Annotated in this window: 19 protein-coding genes; 9 read left to right on the top strand and 10 right to left on the bottom strand. The window is 61.0% G+C overall.

What is annotated here, in order from left to right; all coding sequences use genetic code 11:
* Positions 1–281: 281 nt before the first annotated feature.
* The 9 genes from phbB to ACR0LW_RS08590 form a co-directional block, all read right to left on the bottom strand.
* Complete coding sequence (phbB, locus tag ACR0LW_RS08630) at positions 282–1,004, bottom strand: acetoacetyl-CoA reductase (protein WP_170453158.1); 723 nt, start codon at positions 1,002–1,004, stop codon at positions 282–284.
* Positions 1,005–1,191: 187 nt separating this feature from the next.
* Entirely contained in the window at positions 1,192–2,367 is a 1,176-nt protein-coding gene (locus tag ACR0LW_RS08625; RefSeq protein ID WP_170453157.1) for an acetyl-CoA C-acetyltransferase, read from the bottom strand.
* 193 nt (positions 2,368–2,560) lie between these two features.
* On the bottom strand, positions 2,561–3,394 hold the full coding sequence (locus ACR0LW_RS08620; RefSeq protein WP_480882272.1) for an EAL domain-containing protein: 834 nt from the start codon (positions 3,392–3,394) through the stop codon (positions 2,561–2,563).
* Positions 3,395–3,482: 88 nt separating this feature from the next.
* Positions 3,483–3,671 (bottom strand): hypothetical protein, encoded by a 189-nt coding sequence (locus ACR0LW_RS08615; protein WP_170453155.1) that lies wholly within the window; start codon positions 3,669–3,671, stop codon positions 3,483–3,485.
* A gap of 95 nt (positions 3,672–3,766) precedes the next feature.
* On the bottom strand, positions 3,767–4,738 hold the full coding sequence (locus ACR0LW_RS08610; RefSeq protein WP_480882271.1) for a sterol desaturase family protein: 972 nt from the start codon (positions 4,736–4,738) through the stop codon (positions 3,767–3,769).
* On the bottom strand, positions 4,735–5,121 hold the full coding sequence (locus ACR0LW_RS08605) for a hypothetical protein (RefSeq protein ID WP_480882269.1): 387 nt from the start codon (positions 5,119–5,121) through the stop codon (positions 4,735–4,737). Before ACR0LW_RS08605 ends, ACR0LW_RS08610 begins: the two co-directional genes overlap by 4 nt.
* 60 nt (positions 5,122–5,181) lie before the next feature.
* Positions 5,182–5,511, bottom strand: coding sequence for a hypothetical protein (locus ACR0LW_RS08600; protein WP_170522204.1), 330 nt, complete (start codon positions 5,509–5,511; stop codon positions 5,182–5,184).
* Positions 5,512–5,595: 84 nt separating this feature from the next.
* Positions 5,596–5,964 carry a hypothetical protein gene (locus ACR0LW_RS08595; RefSeq protein ID WP_480882268.1) on the bottom strand — a complete coding sequence of 123 codons (369 nt, stop codon included), beginning with the start codon at positions 5,962–5,964 and terminating at the stop codon, positions 5,596–5,598.
* A 63-nt stretch (positions 5,965–6,027) separates the two neighbouring features.
* Positions 6,028–6,594 (bottom strand): TlpA disulfide reductase family protein, encoded by a 567-nt coding sequence (locus ACR0LW_RS08590; protein WP_171233127.1) that lies wholly within the window; start codon positions 6,592–6,594, stop codon positions 6,028–6,030.
* A gap of 21 nt (positions 6,595–6,615) precedes the next feature.
* Between ACR0LW_RS08590 and argH the strand changes: the two genes are divergently transcribed.
* The 5 genes from argH to ACR0LW_RS08565 all read left to right on the top strand — a co-directional run bounded on the left by argH (position 6,616) and on the right by ACR0LW_RS08565 (position 12,325).
* Positions 6,616–8,004: an argininosuccinate lyase gene (gene argH / locus ACR0LW_RS08585; RefSeq protein ID WP_480882266.1), complete on the top strand. Its 1,389-nt coding sequence runs from the start codon at positions 6,616–6,618 to the stop codon at positions 8,002–8,004.
* Positions 8,004–8,186: an argininosuccinate lyase gene (locus ACR0LW_RS08580; protein WP_170455689.1), complete on the top strand. Its 183-nt coding sequence runs from the start codon at positions 8,004–8,006 to the stop codon at positions 8,184–8,186. Before argH ends, ACR0LW_RS08580 begins: the two co-directional genes overlap by 1 nt.
* 73 nt (positions 8,187–8,259) lie before the next feature.
* Entirely contained in the window at positions 8,260–8,409 is a 150-nt protein-coding gene (locus ACR0LW_RS08575) for a hypothetical protein (protein ID WP_170522212.1), read from the top strand.
* Positions 8,410–8,479: 70 nt separating this feature from the next.
* A complete protein-coding gene (gene lysA, locus ACR0LW_RS08570) occupies positions 8,480–9,745 on the top strand; it encodes a diaminopimelate decarboxylase (RefSeq protein WP_480882265.1) in 1,266 nt (421 codons plus the stop codon).
* Between the two features lie 36 nt (positions 9,746–9,781).
* Positions 9,782–12,325, top strand: coding sequence for a TIGR02302 family protein (locus ACR0LW_RS08565; protein ID WP_480882263.1), 2,544 nt, complete (start codon positions 9,782–9,784; stop codon positions 12,323–12,325).
* A gap of 11 nt (positions 12,326–12,336) precedes the next feature.
* Here the strand turns inward: ACR0LW_RS08565 and ACR0LW_RS08560 are convergent, their stop codons facing one another.
* Positions 12,337–13,086 carry a zinc-ribbon domain-containing protein gene (locus tag ACR0LW_RS08560; RefSeq protein ID WP_480882262.1) on the bottom strand — a complete coding sequence of 250 codons (750 nt, stop codon included), beginning with the start codon at positions 13,084–13,086 and terminating at the stop codon, positions 12,337–12,339.
* Positions 13,087–13,270: 184 nt separating this feature from the next.
* Here ACR0LW_RS08560 and ACR0LW_RS08555 point away from each other — a divergent pair, with 184 nt between their 5' ends.
* The 4 genes from ACR0LW_RS08555 to ACR0LW_RS08540 are packed head-to-tail and all read left to right on the top strand — an operon-like array spanning position 13,271 to position 16,176.
* Complete coding sequence (locus ACR0LW_RS08555; protein ID WP_480882260.1) at positions 13,271–13,948, top strand: cell division ATP-binding protein FtsE; 678 nt, start codon at positions 13,271–13,273, stop codon at positions 13,946–13,948.
* The gene (locus tag ACR0LW_RS08550; protein WP_480882259.1) at positions 13,945–14,844 is read left to right on the top strand and encodes a cell division protein FtsX; all 900 of its coding nucleotides are present in this window, start codon (positions 13,945–13,947) and stop codon (positions 14,842–14,844) included. The genes ACR0LW_RS08555 and ACR0LW_RS08550 overlap by 4 nt, the downstream gene beginning before the upstream one ends.
* A complete protein-coding gene (locus tag ACR0LW_RS08545) occupies positions 14,844–15,584 on the top strand; it encodes a lysophospholipid acyltransferase family protein (protein WP_480585670.1) in 741 nt (246 codons plus the stop codon). Before ACR0LW_RS08550 ends, ACR0LW_RS08545 begins: the two co-directional genes overlap by 1 nt.
* Positions 15,571–16,176, top strand: coding sequence for a pyridoxamine 5'-phosphate oxidase family protein (locus ACR0LW_RS08540; RefSeq protein ID WP_480882258.1), 606 nt, complete (start codon positions 15,571–15,573; stop codon positions 16,174–16,176). The genes ACR0LW_RS08545 and ACR0LW_RS08540 overlap by 14 nt, the downstream gene beginning before the upstream one ends.
* The last annotated feature ends 3 nt before the right edge of the window (positions 16,177–16,179 follow it).

Genomic DNA, 16,179 nt, shown 5'->3' with positions numbered 1-16,179 from the left:
CGAACCGTCGAAAACTCTCGTTTGTACGTTTTGAAATCAAACGCCATGTTGAAGGCAAGTCAAGTTCAGCTTTAGCCAAAGGGGATATGCCATGATCGAGATGACGACAAACCCGTCTGTTCAGGATGCGATCCGTCGCGCGCATGAAGAACGCAGCAAGATGGTCCATCAGGTCTGGGGTTGGCTATTCGGTTCCCGCTGACCGCAGCGCGCGCGGGCTTACGGGATAAAGAAGGGCCGGCCCAAAAGGACCGGCCCGATTTCGTTGCACTGCTTCGGGTCTAGACGAAGAACTGCGCGCCATTGGCCGAGATGGTCGAGCCGTTGATGAACTGCGACTCGTCCGAGGCCAGGAAGGCCACGCAACGGGCAATCTCTTCCGGCTCACCCAGACGGCCAGCAGGGATCTGGCTGATGATCGATTCACGCACCTTCTCGGGTACCGCCATCACCATTTCGGTTGCGATGTAGCCGGGGCAGATTGCGTTGGCGGTGATGCCCGCGCGTGCACCTTCCTGCGCCAGTGATTTCACAATGCCCAGATCACCCGCTTTGGTCGCGGCATAGTTCACCTGTGCGAACTGGCCCTTCTGACCGTTGATCGAGCTGATGACGATCACGCGGCCAAATTTGCGCTCGCGCATGCCGGGCCAGACGGGGTGAACGGTGTTGAACACGCCGGTCAGGTTGGTGTCGATGACCTGATGCCACTGCTCGGGCGTCATTTTGTGGAACGGTGCGTCCTTGGTGATACCTGCGTTGGCCACAACGATGTCGATCGGGCCAACCTCGGCCTCGACCTTTTCGATGCCCGCTTTGGACTCGTCATAGTCGGCGACGTTCCATTTATAGGTGGCGATGCCGGTTTCTTCGGTGAACTTCGCGGCGGCTTCATCGTTTCCTGCATAGGTGGCCGCAACATTGTACCCTTCGGCCTTGAGCGCCTTGGAAATTGCTGCGCCAATGCCGCGAGAGCCGCCGGTTACGAGTGCTGTACGTGCCATTTAGGAATCCTCCAAATTTAGTCGTCTTGGTAATTCTGTTACTCTGAGGGAGATTGGTGCGCAATATCGTTTCGTGATCGTTTTCGACTTTCTGTTTGGCGATATTGTCGCATCTAACGGATATGCTTCGATTGTAACAAAAAAGGGCGCTGGTAGAGCGCCCTTTTCTATTTGGGTGTCAACGCACTTAGTCGCGCTCCACGCACAGGGCGACGCCCATGCCGCCGCCGATGCACAGGGTCGCCAGACCCTTTTTCGCGTCGCGGCGTTTCATTTCGAACAGCAGCGTGTTCAGGACACGGCAGCCCGAGGCACCGATCGGGTGGCCGATGGCAATTGCGCCGCCGTTGACGTTCACGATGGACGGGTCCCAGCCCATGTCCTTGTTCACGGCGCAGGCCTGCGCGGCGAACGCTTCGTTGGCCTCGACCAGATCCAGATCGTCAACCGACCAGCCCGCTTTTTCCAGCGCCTTGCGCGAGGCGTAGATCGGGCCGACGCCCATGATCGACGGGTCCAGACCAGCGGTCGCGTAGGACGCGATACGGGCCAGAGGCTCGATCCCGCGCTTTTCGGCGTTTTCGGCCGACATCAGCAGGGTTGCCGCCGCACCATCGTTCAGGCCAGATGCGTTTGCCGCCGTGACCGAGCCGTCCTTGGTGAAGGCCGGGCGCAGCTTTGCCATGGCTTCCATGGTTGCGCCGTGGCGGATGTACTCGTCCTTGTCCATCACGATATCGCCCTTGCGGGTCTTGATGGTGAAGGGCACGATTTCATCCGCGAACTTGCCCGCTTTCTGAGCCGCTTCGGCCTTGTTCTGCGAGGCAACGGCGAATTCGTCCTGCTGATCGCGGCTGATCTGCCATTTCTCGGCGACGTTTTCGGCGGTCTGACCCATGTGGTAGCCGTTGAAGGCGTCCCACAGACCGTCGCGGATCATTGTGTCGATATATTTCATGTCACCCATCTTGTGACCGGCACGCAGGGCGGCGGCGTGGGGCGACAGGGTCATGTTCTCTTGTCCACCGGCGGCAACGATGTCGGCATCGCCCAGCTGAATGTGCTGAGCCCCCAGCGCAACCGCGCGCAGGCCCGAGCCACACACCTGGTTAATGCCCCAAGCCGCGCTTTCCTGCGGCAGGCCGGCATTGATATGCGCCTGACGGGCGGGGTTCTGGCCCTGAGCGGCGGTCAGCACCTGACCCATGATGGTTTCGCTTACTTCGCCCTTCTCTACTCCGGCGCGTTCTACGACTGCTTCCAGGACGGCAGCGCCCAGATCATGTGCAGGGGTGTTCGCAAACGAACCGCTAAAGCTGCCGACGCCTGTGCGTGCGGCGGATGCGATTACTACGTTGGTCATATAATCAGTCCTTTACCGTCATGGTCCAAAGGGAAATCTGACGGCGCAGGTGGCAGAGAGGCTCTCTGACAGTACAAGAGCGCCCCAAGTTCCCCGCTCCAGCACCTTTTGCAATACCGCAATGCTGCAATTGCAGCAACGGACAGCTTGTCTCAGCGTTGGACAGGATTTGCTGTCGCGAGCGGGTTTTTGCCTAAGAGCCTGTTTTGGATTTCTTTTCCTGCTTCCACGGAGGTGAAACCGCGGGCGCGCCAAACAGAAATCCCTGCAGGCAATCGACGCCGCTGGCGGTCAGGAACGCGGCATCCGCCCGGTTTTCGACCGATTCGGCGGTCACCAGGATCTCGAATTCCCGCGCGACAGCGATCAAAGCGCGGACCAGCGCCTGATTGTCAGGCTGCTCGCTGATCCCCCGAATGAACTGACCGTCGATCTTGGCCGCGTCGAACAGAAACTCGCGAAAATGGCGAAAGCTGAAATCGCTGGCACCGAAATCGTCCAGCGCAAAGGCGATGCCGCGTTCCTGCAGGCGGTCCATCAGGTCGATCACAAGCTCGGGCACCTGCATGGCGGATTGTTCGGAAATCTCAAGGATCAGCCGTTCCCCCAAACCCGCGTCGCGTTTCAGAAAGCGGTCCAGCACCCGGGTCCAGCGCGAGAACCCGATCGACCGGGCCGACATGTTGATGGACAACCGGATCGAGGGGTTTCGGGCAAGCGTACGCAGCCCCAGTTCCAGTGCGATGCAATCCAGTTCCCGGCCTAAAGGCGTGTTTTCCAGCTGCGGCATGAACTCGCGCGCCGGGATCACCCGCCCGGTTTCGTCCAGAACCCGGATGAAGCCTTCGTAGAATGCGACAGCATATGGCGGGTCGGCCTGCACAACCGGCTGGAACGCCAGCTTGCATTGTTTGTGCTTGACCGCTTCGGTCGCCATTTTCACCACGGATCTGTCCCGCGCCGAGATGGCCGAGTTCAACGGGCTTTCCGATCCTTCGGGTATATCCGCACGTTTCTTGTCCCGCATGAGCGCCGGTTCCCTGAGTGATTCCGAACAAAGGTCCGGCCCAGTGTCAGGTCAAACAGGTGAATCTGCGGTTAAGGTCGGGAAAGTTTCAGCGGGCAGATTGCCACGCGCGGGTCAGAGAGGCTGCGGCTCCGATCACGGCACCGGTGACACCCATGATCATCATGACAAAACCCAGTGCAATCAGGCCTGTCAGCGCAGTTGCCAAAGCGGCGATCATGGCCAAAGTCAGACCCATCAGACCAACCACGGTCGAAACAGTTGTTAAACGGGTCATTTCTGGTCTCCGGCCACTCGTTACATTGCACCTGTCCCCTCATATGGCGTCGAAGGCTGGAATTTCAAGTTGAGACCCCTGTCGCACTACGTGCGTCAGACCTGTTCCGCCTGACGATTGGGCACGTTCTTGTCCATATGCTCGAATCCGGGCGTTCCGCGATCTTCGGGGTGGCGCGCCAGATGCTTTTCTTTGATCTGCGTTGAACTGTCCCGGCTACCATCATGGCTGTAGCCGGGCGGGGCGAAGCAATAGCCGAGCCTCTGGCGCAGGGTCAGGCCGGGCTGTGTGGCGTCGCGCCAGATGCCGACCCATTCGTGAAAGGCCACGCGCAGCGGGTTGAAGGTGCCGATATTGTGGACCAGCCCGTAATCGACCCGCTCATCCTCTTGTTCGGGTACAAAGGTGCCGAACATCTTGTCCCAGATGATGAAAACACCTGCATAGTTGCAGTCCAGATAGCGCGCGTTGCGGCCATGATGCACGCGGTGATGGCTGGGCGTGTTCATGATCGCCTCGAACCAGCGGGGCATTTTGCCGATGGCCTCGGTATGGATCCAGAACTGATAGATCAGGTTCAGCCCGCCAACGAACAGCACCATGGCGGGGTGAAAGCCCAGCAGGATCAGGGGCGCCCGGACGACCATCATGAAGGTGAACGTATAGGTCCATGTCTGCCGCAGCGCGGTCGTCAGGTTGTAGTGTTGCGAGCTGTGGTGGTTCACATGGCTGGCCCAGACCCAGCGGATGCGGTGCCCGAAACGATGCACCCAATAGTACCGCAGGTCGTCCAGCACGAAACACAGGATGATAACTGGGATCGAGGTCCCAAGGTTCAGCGGTGTAACCTGCCACAACCACATGAAGAACCCATAGGCGATGAACCCCAGCAAAAAGCCCGAGGCGATATTGCCCGCCCCCATGATCAATGAGGTCACGGCATCGCGCGTCTCATACCGGCCGCCACGCCCTTTGACCGTGATCCACAGGAACTCGGCCAGGATGGCGGCGATAAAAAACGGGACAGCCCATTGGACGGCGTCGGGAAAGCTGATGTGATCGGTCATGAAAGGTCCATCAGGTTTTGCCAGTGCTGGCGTTCGATTTCGTCAAGGTGAATGACCACCCTGGGTGTGGTGAAGTCGTGAAACTGGAACTCGAACCCGCCCGGCTGTTCGATCCAGTCGAAATCCAGCAGGTGCCGCGCCACCGTATCCGCGCCAAAGGACCACAGCAGGCCCGGCCCTGTCTCGGTCCGAACCAGAGCGGCGTGGGCGTCGTGTGAGACGGTGACATCGATCACCACATCGTCGGGAAAGTGGCGCTGCCAATCCGCCAGCGCGGTTTCCCGTGTCAGAACACGCCGCTGGGACCGCCCGCTCAGGTGCAACAGAAGCGTTATTGCGGCAATCCCCCCGACCACAAGTACAAGCAATATTTCAAGTGGCATAGTTCTCTCCCCACTGGCAGAGTGCAAAGCGGGAAGAACTCTGTCAAAGGTGGCGTTGCGTCAGCCGTGTTCCAGACGGTCCAGGATTTCATGCTGCACCACGCGCTGCACAAAGGGCACCAGGCCTTCGGGGCCCGAGCTTCGGTCTTTCAGATGGATGCAGATATCGGGGCGGCGGGATGCAATGATGCCCACCAATTCACCGCGTATCATATCATCCAGCCCGGCCCCCATGATGGCACAGGCGATCCGGGGTTCAGCATCCAGTTGCCGCCGCACCTCATCGGGGTCATGTGCACCCAGCCATTGGATCGGAAGGTGATCAAGCTGCCGCGCAACATCTCCGATCACATTCGGTAAGCGTCCGATCAGCAGTACAACGGGTTTCATCGTTGCCTCCATGTCGACTACAAAACAGGCCCTGCCCGGCAGGGCAGAGACAGTATATCACGAGATGGAACCGGATCGGGTCTGTTAGTTGCTGACCGAATAGATAGTCGTTTTGCCCTTGCCTTTTTCACGGGTCATCCGGGCAGAGGCTCCGTCAATTTCCCAAAGCTGGCAATCGGTGCCCAGGGCCTTGCCGTCCAGAACGCCGTTCCTACACCAGAATTTCTTGTTCCAGACCCAGGTTCCGCTGAACGTCTTGCCGCTTTTCAGTTTGGCAGAAATTGTGCCGTCGGCATTTGCAACAAACACATTGCCCTGCTCGTCGACCAGCTTCTTTCCGACAATGTCAGCGTTGAACTGTTTTGCGGTTTTGATCCTTTTGTAATCGGCATGCGCGGTACCGGCGATCACCAGTGCTGCGGAAATTGCTAAAACTAATTTCATACGTCTCATAAAAAAACCTCCCACTCTTAACGCGTGGGAGGGTAACACAATTCCGCGATTTTGCTAAACGCGTTAACTTTCGGCCGCAACCAGAGTCGAGATAATCGCTTTGGCGCTGTCGGAATTCCACTCGGCATCGCCGATCAGACGGGCGATTTCATTGCCGTCGGGGTCGATGATCACTGTAATGGGCAAGCCGATCACACCCATCTCGCGCGCAACGGCCTGTGAAGGGTCCTGATGGCGGGGCAGGTTGTCGATGCCGTTTTCTTCGAAGAACTTCTTGATCCCGGCAGGCGAATTGCGCCCGGTGGCCAGCGTCAGCACTTCGAACTTGTCGCCTCCGAACTCTGCCTGCAACTCGGCGATCTGGGGCATTTCCTTGCGGCACGGCGCGCACCATGTGGCCCAGAAGTTCAGCAGAACGTATTTGCCTTTGTAATCCTCCAGCGAGGCTGTGCCGCCGTCATCCTCAAGCTCGAAGTCCACCGGCGTCACCGGCTTGGGTTGTGAATGCAGGATCAGACGCTTCAGGCTATCCTCGCGCAAGGGGGCGAGCGTCTCGGCATCGGCGGCCAAAGCGGCGTTTGCACCCAGCGCAAGGGCCATATAAAGGGGGATCAGACGAATAAGGCGCATATCAACTCCGGGTTTTCCAACATGACCGATCAATCCTCGAACCAGATGTGGGGCGGCCGCTTTGCCGCCGGTCCAGACGCGATCATGGAGGCGATCAATGCCTCGATCGGGTTCGATCAGCGGATGGCAGCCCAGGACATCGCAGGCTCGCGCGCCCATGCCGCCATGCTGGCTGCCACAGGCGTTATTACTGATAGTGATGCGCAGGCCATTCGGGAAGGGCTGCTCACCGTTTTGTCAGAAATCCAGAATGGTGAATTTCAGTTCTCGACCGCGTTGGAAGACATCCACATGAATGTCGAGGCGCGGCTGAAAGAGGTGATCGGAGAGCCTGCGGGCCGTCTGCATACCGGTCGTTCGCGGAATGACCAAGTTGCGACCGATTTCAAGCTATGGGTGCGCGATCAGTTGGACGCGGCGGAATCGGGTCTTCTGGCCCTGATCCGCGCGCTTTTGGCGCAGGCCGAGGCCGGGGCCGATTGGGTCATGCCCGGCTTTACCCACCTGCAAACGGCGCAGCCGGTGACATGGGGCCATCACATGATGGCCTATGTCGAGATGTTCGGCCGCGATCTGTCCCGCGTCCGCGACGCCCGCGCCCGGATGAATGAATCGCCTTTGGGCGCTGCTGCATTGGCTGGAACATCCTTCCCCATCGACCGGGAAATGACAGCCAAAGCGCTGGGTTTTGACCGCCCCGCCGCGAACTCGCTGGATGCCGTCAGCGATCGTGATTTCGCGCTCGAGTTCCTGTCCACCGCGTCGATCTGCGCCGTGCACCTGTCGCGTTTTGCCGAGGAGCTGGTGATCTGGTCTTCGGCCCAGTTCCGGTTCGTCACCCTGTCCGACCGGTTCTCGACCGGTTCGTCGATCATGCCGCAGAAGAAAAACCCCGATGCCGCCGAGTTGATCCGCGCCAAGGTGGGGCGGATCTATGGGGCCAACACCGCGCTGATGATGGTGATGAAGGGCCTGCCGCTGGCCTATTCCAAGGACATGCAGGAAGACAAGGAACAGGTCTTTGACGCCGCCGACAACTGGATGCTGGCGCTGGCGGCGATGGAAGGCATGGTCAAGGACATGACCGCCAACCGCGACAGCCTTGCCGCCGCTGCCGGGTCGGGCTTTTCGACCGCTACCGATCTGGCCGACTGGCTGGTGCGGGTGCTGGGGCTGCCCTTCCGCGACGCGCACCATGTCACCGGATCGCTGGTTGCGATGGCTGAACAGAAAGCCTGCGACCTGCCGGACCTGACGCTGGAGGATATGCAATCGGTCCATGCAGACATCACCGATGACGTCTATTCTGTCCTTACCGTGGAAAACTCGGTAAACTCGCGCCAGTCCTACGGCGGTACCGCCCCCGATCAGGTGCGTGCGCAGATCGAACGATGGAAGGCATTGGTGTGATGTATATCTTCAGGGTCATTCTTCTGATTATGGCCGGGTTTGCCCTGGTCGCTTGCGGAGCGGATGGAGAGCCGGTGCAGCCCACCGCCAGCCTCGGGATCGGCGTCGGATCCAGCGGCACTCATGTCGGCGGCGGCGTTGGCTTCCGCCGCGGCGGCCTAGGTGTCTATCTGGGCGTCTGAGCCCTGCGCCATTGCAATGTTGCAAACAAGGCCCATGTCTGTCGGGCCGCATCATCTTGGGAAAACTGAATTTATGCGAACTCTTGGCCTGATCCTGACGCTTGCTGTTCTGGCGGCGTGCGAACCCACATCTGCACCGCGCCCGGAACCCAAGCCAGAACCCAGCGGATCCGGCGTTTCCGTGTCCGGTTATGCGCGGGTTGGTGTTTCGACCGGGTCCTGAGCGACCGATAGGCGCGTTGAGTGCCGGAATCCATTGATCCGTATCCCCCTTTTGGTCTAAGCGCGGCGTCATGGATCACTTTCTCTACCGCGACGGCGCGCTTTACGCCGAGGATGTCCCGATTTCCGAAATCGCAGCTGCGGTCGGAACCCCGTTCTATGTCTATTCGACGGCGACCCTGTTGCGGCATTTCAAGCTGTTCGACGACGCGCTAGAGGGCACCGATCACCTTGTCTGCTACGCGATGAAAGCGGCCAGCAATCAGGCGATCCTGAAAACGCTGGCGCAGGCGGGCGCGGGGATGGATGTGGTTTCGGGCGGGGAATACCTGCGGGCCAAGGCCGCTGGCGTTCCGGGCGACAAGATCGTGTTTTCGGGCGTCGGCAAAACGGCGGATGAGATTCGCACGGCGCTGACCGGTGGCATTCGTCAGTTCAACGTCGAATCCGAACCCGAGATGGAGGTGATCAACGCGGTCGCGCTGGAACTCGGCGTGATCGCGCCGATCACCGTGCGCGTGAACCCGGATGTGGACGCCAAGACCCATGCCAAGATCGCGACCGGCAAATCCGAGAACAAGTTCGGCATCCCGATCTCACGCGCGTCCGAGGTCTATGCGCTGGCCGCCAGCCTGCCGGGGCTGGACGTGATCGGTATCGACGTCCATATCGGCTCGCAATTGACCGAACTGGAGCCGTTCGAGCTGGCCTATGCCAAAGTCGCCGAGCTGACCGAACAACTGCGCGCCGAGGGGCATAATATCCGCAGGCTGGATCTGGGGGGCGGTTTGGGGATTCCCTATGCGCGGTCGAATGAAGCGCCGCCGCTGCCGATGGAATACGGCGCTTTGATCAAGAAAACGCTGAGCCATCTGGGCTGTGAGATCGAGATTGAACCGGGTCGTCTGATCGCGGGCAATGCGGGGCTGATGGTCAGCAAGGTGATCTATGTGAAATCGGGCGAAGGCCGCGATTTCCTGATCCTCGATGGTGCGATGAACGACCTGATCCGTCCCGCAATGTACGAGGCACATCACGACATTATCGCGGTGCAGGAACCTGCCCCCGGAGTTGAACAGCAACCCTATGACATCGTTGGCCCGGTCTGCGAAAGCGGCGATACCTTTGCCAAGCAGCGCACCATGCCGCCGCTTGCGCCCGGTGATCTGGTCGCCTTCCGCAGCGCCGGGGCCTATGGCGCGGTGATGGCCAGCGAATACAACACCCGCCCCCTGATCCCCGAGGTTCTGGTGCATGAGGATCAATTTGCAGTTATTCGTGAACGCCCAGGCTTTGACGAAATCATAAACCGCGATACCATACCTGAGTGGCTTTGACGCGATAAGCGTGCAGGCCCGATCAGGAGGCCCGCATTGCGCGACAGATTGAAACTGCCGATTCCAAGACTTTCGCTTTGGCTGACCCATGCGGGGCTGCTGGCCGAGCAGGTTTTGCGCGCATTCTGGCCGTTTTTCTCGATTCTGATGGGCATTTTGGCCGCGTTGATGCTGGGCCTGCAGGATCAGGTCCGGGTCGAGCTTGTTTGGGGTATCGGCGCGCTTGGCCTGATTGCGCTGGGTGTGGCTGCGGTTCTTGGGATTCGTCGATTCCATCTGCCATCGCGGATTGAGGCGCTGGCGCGTCTGGATGAAACCCTTCCGGGGCGGCCCATACAGGCCTTGATGGATGATCAGGCAATTGGGGCCACGGATGCGGATTCGGTTGCGCTGTGGCACGCGCACAAGGCCCGTATGGCGCAGCGAGCCTCGACAGCCAAGGCAGTCAAACCCGATCTGCGACTTGCGTCGCGTGACCCGTATGCTTTGCGCTACGCCGCGCTGCTGGCGCTGGTGGTGGCTGTGTTGTTCGGGTCCTTCTGGCGCATCGGTTCGGTCGCGGAGATGACGCCCGGCACGGCTGTCGCCGGGCAAGGGCCGACCTGGGAAGGCTGGGTCGAGCCGCCGCGCTATACCGGCCTGCCGACCCTGTATCTGGCGGATCAGTCCGGTCCGACCCTGTCTGTCCCGCAGGGCAGTAACATTACGCTGCGCTTTTACGGCGAGGTTGGGGCGCATAGCCTGACCGAAACAAGCTCTGTTCTGGGAACAGAAGCCGCCACCGCGCCGGAACAGGAATTCGTGGTCGATCGGTCGGGCCAGTTGCGGATCGAAGGGCCCGCAGGCCGGGATTGGACGCTGGATGTGGTTGGCGATGCCGCGCCCCGGATCAGCGTTGCAGGCGTGGCCGAGGCCGAAGCCGGTGGGCAGATGAAATTGCCCTTCCAGTCCAGCGATGATTACGGTGTCGTCTCGGGCTCGGCCCTGATCGAACTGGATCTGGCTGCCGTTGATCGCCGCTATGGCCTGACCACAGAGCCTGAGCCGCGCGAGGTGATTCAGATCGAGTTGCCCATGCCGATTACCGGCGACCGGGCCGATTTCACCGAAGATCTGATCGAGGATTTCTCGCAGCACCCGTGGGCGCATCTGCCGGTGCGCATCACGTTGATGGCGCGGGATGCCGCAGATCAGCAGTCCGAATCCGAACCGTATCTGACCGCCTTGCCTGCGCGTCGGTTCTTTGACCCGCTGGCGGCGGCGGTGATCGAACAGCGTCGTGATTTGCTGTGGTCGCGCGACAATGGCGCGCGGGTTGCGCAGGTATTGCGCGCGGTGTCCCATCGCCCCGAAGATCTGTTCCGCTCGGACACGGCCTATCTGCGGCTTCGCGTTCTGTTGCGGCGGTTGGAGACGTTCACGGAATATGGCCTGAAGCCGCCTCAGCAAGAGGAGATTGCGCAGGCGCTGTGGGACCTTGCGGTTCTGATCGAGGACGGCACGCTTGCGGATGCTTTGGAACGGATGCGCCGCGCGCAGGAACGTTTGACCGAGGCAATGCAGAACGGTGCCAGCGACGAGGAAATTGCCGAGCTGATGCAGGAATTGCGCGAGGCGACTCAGGACTATTTGCAACAGCTGCAGCGTCTGGCACAGCAGAACGGCGAAGACGGCGAGCGGCAGCAGGGCCAGAACGGCGAATCCATGCAGATGACGCAGGACGACCTGCAGGCCATGATGGACCGCATTCAGGAACTGATGGAACAGGGCCGCATGGCCGAGGCGCAGCAGGCGTTGGAAGAATTCCAGCAGATGATGGAGAATATGCGCGTCACCCAAGGGCAAGGTCAGGGCGGCCAGTCCGAAGGGCAACAGGCCATGGAAGGCTTGGCCGAGACATTGCGCGAACAACAGGGCCTTAGCGATCAGGCCTTCCGCGACCTGCAGGAACAATTCAACCCCGGTGCGCAGTCGGGTGAGAGCCAGGGCAATGAAGGGCGTAGTGGCGGCATGGGCCGTGGACAAAGCCACGAGGGCCAGGGCGGTCAGGGGCAGGATTCGGATCAGGCCGGGGAAGGCCAGTCCGGACAGGGTAACCTTGCCGACCGTCAGCAGGCCCTGCGGGATGAGTTGCGGCGGCAGGAGCAAGGTCTGCCCGGTGCAGGAACGCCGGAAGGCGAGGCCGCGCGTGATGCGTTGGGCCGGGCAGGGCGCGCGATGGACGAGGCCGAACAGGCCCTGCGCGGCGATGATCTGGCCGAGGCAATAGACCGCCAGTCCGAGGCGATGGAAGCCCTGCGCGAGGGCATGCGATCGCTGGGTGAGGCCTTGGCCCAGAACCAGCAGAACCAGCCCGGTCAGGGCGCGCAGGAGGGTGAAGCGCAGGCCAATAACCGCGATCCGCTGGGCCGCAATCCGGGCGCTGCCGGGTCAATCTCGACCGAGGAAAACCTGTTGCAGGGCGAGGATGTGTATCGCCGCGCGCGTGAGTTGCTGGACGAAATCCGCCGCCGGACCGGCGAAAGCGACCGGCCCACAATTGAACTGGAATATCTGAAACGTCTGCTCGAACGGTTCTGACGACGTCAGGTCTAAGGCGCGCCGGATCCGGCTTGGCTCTCAAGCCAGACACGCGCCTGATCCACCAGCGAGACATAGGAATTCAGCACCGGATCCGCCTGCGGCACAGCTTCGCTGATCTGCTGGGCGTTGCCGTAGATCAGGTACAGAATCACGCCGATGATCAGCATCAGCGCAAACCCACGCACAAAGCCGCCGGATTTGCGCGCCGGCTGTTCGGTCTCACCCTCGTCGCTGAGCATGCTGGAATTGATCGCCTCAACATCCGGCAGAGCATCCTTCTGACCGGCATCCTCGGACGTTTCCGAGGCGGTAGGGCGCCGTGGTTCGACCTTGGGCGTCGGCGCGACATCCAGCGCCAGATCCGGTTGCGTTTCCAGGCTGCTGCCCTCTTGAGCCCGCAAGTCAGCCTCGCGCGCGGCCTCTTCCTGAAGAATATTGGCCACGGCAGGGTCCACGTTGCCGGTAGGTTTGGCATCTGCCGGTTCCGGCTCAGGCTCAGGCTCGGGTTCTGGGGCGATCTCGGCCACAACCGGCGCAGCCTCTTCAGGTTGCGGGTCTTCGGCGGCCTCAGGCTCGACCGTTTCGGGTTCCGGCGTGTCGGCTTCGGCCGGGGCGGGCTCTGGTGTTTCCGCTACAGGATGTTTGGCCTGAAACCATGTATGATCGCAGGCCGAGCATTGGACATCGCGGCCTTCCTCGGGGATGACCTCGTCCGGGACCTCATATTGGGCACTGCAATTCGGACATGTAAGACGCATGCTGCCTCCCCGGCCGTGCAATCCGGCCGATAATAGTTTTTTCAGGCATGATATTCCGTTAAGACCCAACAGCAAAGCGCGTTTTCGGTTTCACGGTCCAAGTGTCACCAATTGGACTCGGTACAGGCATTGAAACCACACCCGCACTGGGGCAAGAAGAGCGGCATAATAAATGGGGGCACGTGTGATCGAGCTGGAAAATGTCAGCTACACCTATGGTGACGGCGAATTGCTGAGCGATGTCTCGGTGCAATTGCAGCCGGGTTCGTTTCACTTTCTGACGGGGCCTTCGGGTGCGGGCAAGACCACGTTTCTGAAACTATGCTACGGCGCATTGTTGCCCACATCCGGGCGGTTGAGCGCCTTTGATCAGGACATAGCCACGCTGGATCGCGATCAGATGGCCCTGTTGCGCCGCCGGATCGGCGTGGTTCATCAGAATTGCGAGTTTCTGGACCATATGACCTTGGCCGAAAACGTCGCGCTGCCGTTGATGGTTTCAGGCCGGGTTGAAGCGGATGAGCAGGACAATCTGACCGAGTTGCTGGGCTGGGTCGGTCTGGGGTCCCGCCTTGAAGCGCATCCGCCAGAGCTGTCGGGCGGCGAACGGCAGCGCGCCGCGCTGGCCCGGGCGGTGATCCTGTCGCCCGATGTGGTGCTGGCCGATGAACCCACAGGCAACGTGGATTGGGAGATGTCGCAGCGCCTGCTGCGCCTGCTGGTCGAACTCAACCGGATGGGCAAAACCGTCCTGATCGCCACCCATGATCTAAGTCTGATCCGTGCCGCGAAAAGTCAGGTTCAGGCGCGTGTTCTGCGCATCTCGCAGCGTCGTCTGCAATTGGCGGGGGCGGATCTATGAGCCGGGGCGATATCCGAAACCTGCTGCGACGGGATTCTCGGGCCGACCGGGTGGTGCCGCCAACAGGCTATACCGCGCATCTGACCCTTTTCGTCTCGGGCGCGATGGCATTTCTGACCGTTTTTGCTTTGGCCCTGTCGCTGGCCTCGGGCCGGATTGCCGACCGATGGGCAACGGAACTGGCCGGGGCCGCCACCCTGCGCATCAACGCGCCTGCCGAGCAGCTGGCCGCCCAGACCAAGGCTGCCCTGACCGTGCTGAGCCAAACGCCCGGCGTCGCCTCGGCCCGTGCGCTGACGACCGAGGAACAGGCGGCCCTGCTGTCGCCCTGGTTCGGACCCGATCTGCCACTGGACACGCTTCCCATCCCGCAACTGATCGAGATTGTCGAAGGCGAGCCAGGCCTTGACGCCGCCGGTCTGCGCCTGCGTCTTGGGGCCGAGGTGCCGGGCGCGGTTCTGGATGACCACACCAGATGGCGCGAACCTTTGGTCGAGGCCGCCATGTCCCTGCGGCGATTGGGCTGGATTTCGATCCTGCTGATCGGTGGGGCGACGGCGGCCATGATCACTCTGGCCGCGAATGCCTCACTGGCGGCGAATGCAAAGATCATCGAGGTGTTGCGTCAGGTTGGGGCCCGCGACCGGTTTATCGCAGGAGCCTTCGTGCGCCGCTTTACCTACCGCGCGCTGTTTGGCGCAGCCGTGGGCACGCTGCTGGGCATGACAGGCGTTCTGCTGTTGCCCGAAGCCTCGGATGCCGGGGGTTTCCTGTCGGGCGTCGGGTTTCAGGGCCGTGACTGGATTTTGCCCGTGGCCATTCCCATTCTGGGCGCAGCCGTCGCCTTTTTCGCCACCTGGGCCGCCGCGCGCCGCAAGTTGAAGGAGCTTTCGTGATGTCCATGGCCATTCAGTGGGTCCGCTCATTGGTCTTCATGTTTGTGATCTACCTTTGGATGCTGATCCTTGGCATTCTGTACCTGCCTTACGCGATCTTCACCAAACGCGGCGCGTTGCGGGCCTGCAAAGCCTATGCCAGCAGTACCATTTGGCTTGCGCGCTGGATGGTTGGCATTCGCTCTGAGGTGCGCGGCGCAGTGCCCACGGGCGAGGTTGTCATCGGGGCCAAGCACCAGTCGTTTCTTGATATTCTCTTGATCTTCAACGCGATCCCGCATGGCAAGTTCATCATGAAGCGAGAGCTTTTGTGGACCCCGGTCATTGGCCTATATGCGCGCCGATTGGGATGTATCCCGGTCAACCGGGGCAAGAAGGGTGCGGCGGTGGCCAAGATGGTCAAGGATGTCGCCAAGGAATTCACCGAACCCGGCCAGTTGGTCATCTACCCTCAGGGCACCCGCGTCGCACCGGGGGCCAAAAAGCCCTATAAGGTAGGCACTGCGGTTCTGTACGAAGGGCTTGGCGTGCCTTGCATCCCTGTTGCCACAAACGCGGGCGTCTTTTGGCCGCGCACGGGCATCTTGCGCAAACCCGGCCTGGCGATTGTCGATTTCCTCGACCCGATCGAGCCGGGCGTCGCGCGTGATGCGTTCCTTGGACGGCTGGAAGAGGTGATCGAGACCCGCTCGACCGCGTTGATGAAAGAAGTGGGGTTTGACCCGGATGGAGTTCATTAAAGATACCGAGACGCTTGCGGGGCTCTATGGCACCCCGGGCGCACCGTCCTTGCGCAAAGTGGCACACAGCCTGACGCCGCTGTATCGGACATGGATCATGGCCTCGCGCCTGTGCATCCTCAGCACGGTCGGGCCGGAAGGTGTCGACGGCAGCCCGCGCGGTGACGATGGCCCGGTGGTGCTGGAGCTGGATCCAAAGACTCTGGCGATGCCGGATTGGCGGGGCAACAACCGCTTGGATTCGCTGCGAAACATCGTGCGCGATCCACGTGTTTCATTGATGTTCATCGTGCCCGGTTCCAACAACGTGGTGCGGGTGAACGGGACGGCGCGTCTGACTGCGGATGACGAATTGCGTGCGCGGTTCGAAAAGCAGGGCAAGCGACCGGCGACTGTGATCGTGATTGAACTTCACGAGGTTTACACTCAATGCGCGCGGGCGCTGATGCGGGCAAGAACCTGGACCTGCGGTGATGAGTCCGCGCCTCTTCCAACCATCGGTGAAATTCTGGCCGAGGCGTCGGACGGGGACGAAGGCGGCGCACGCTATGATCGCGAATGGGGCGCGCGCGCCGCTAAAACCATGTGGTAGTCA

The organism is Ruegeria sp. N4, assembly GCF_056531425.1.
The sequence above is the reverse complement of the archived record's forward strand: the minus strand, read 5'-3'. Positions and strand labels throughout refer to the sequence as shown.